Here is a 915-nt window from a genome sequence, read left to right on the forward strand (position 1 = left end):
AATTATGAAGTCTGCAAAAAAACTTGTGTTAGCTGCTGTTGTTCTACCTCTAACTTTAGGCACTGCGAGTGCATTCGCATTTGGCGGTAAAGATCACCACAAAGGCCCACGCGATGAATGTGGTATGGGTATGGACCGCGGCATCATGCGCGATTTGAACTTAACTGATGCACAAAAAGACCAACTGCAATCTTTCCGTGATGCAAACCGCGCGGAAATGAAAGGCAAATATTCACAAAACCGCGAAGCACGCATGGCAGAACGCCAAGCGCATCACGCGAAAATGCAGTCTCTATTGCTAGCGGATACGTTCGATGAAGCGCAAGCCACTGCTCTAGCGAAAGAGATGGTTGAGCGCCAAACTGAGCACCGCGTGAAAATGCTGGAGAGAAAACACCAAATGTTGAGCGTGCTGACTCCAGAGCAAAAAGCTGAATTTGTAAAACTGCAAAACGAGCGCATGCAAGAATGTGGTGACCAAATGCAACAACGCATGGGAAAACACCGCAATAATTAAGTCATGATCCGATGATATATATGAAGAGGCAGCCACAGGTTGCCTCTTTTTGATCTGGCGATTTCACGCGCATTCAACGTATACTCAAAATACGGTTTGAGTTAACTCTTTGATTATGAAACAGCAATATGCACGCTTAGTCACGACGGCAGCTTGGACAGCAACCATAGTGGCGACGCTTCTTCTCATTGTAAAAGTCATCACATGGTGGGTGACGGGATCGGTCAGCCTATTGGCATCGCTTATTGATTCGATGCTGGACATCGCCGCTTCAGTGGTGAATTTGGTGGTGGTTCGCTATTCGCTGCAACCAGCCGACAGAGAACACACTTTTGTGCATGGTAAGGCCGAGTCCCTCGCTAAGCTGGCACAGGCGACGTTTATCTCCTGCTCTTCGG

General features: G+C 47.9%; 2 protein-coding genes. Both read left to right on the top strand.

From position 1 onward, the window contains the following. Positions 1–4 precede the first annotated feature (4 nt). Positions 5–517: a CpxP family protein gene (locus tag R7Z49_RS23890; RefSeq protein WP_005487153.1), complete on the top strand. Its 513-nt coding sequence runs from the start codon at positions 5–7 to the stop codon at positions 515–517. Between the two features lie 115 nt (positions 518–632). Next, a partial coding sequence (locus R7Z49_RS23895; RefSeq protein ID WP_318112208.1) for a cation transporter occupies positions 633–915 on the top strand: 283 nt, incomplete at its 3' end.

The organism is Vibrio sp. 1562 (assembly GCF_033340155.1).
In the GTDB taxonomy this organism is placed as follows: domain Bacteria; phylum Pseudomonadota; class Gammaproteobacteria; order Enterobacterales; family Vibrionaceae; genus Vibrio; species Vibrio alginolyticus.

Coding starts and splice junctions, on each gene's coding strand:
- R7Z49_RS23890 (WP_005487153.1), top strand. CDS start 5: ATGAAGTCTGCAAAAAAACTTGTGTTAGCTGCTGTTGTTCTACCTCTA.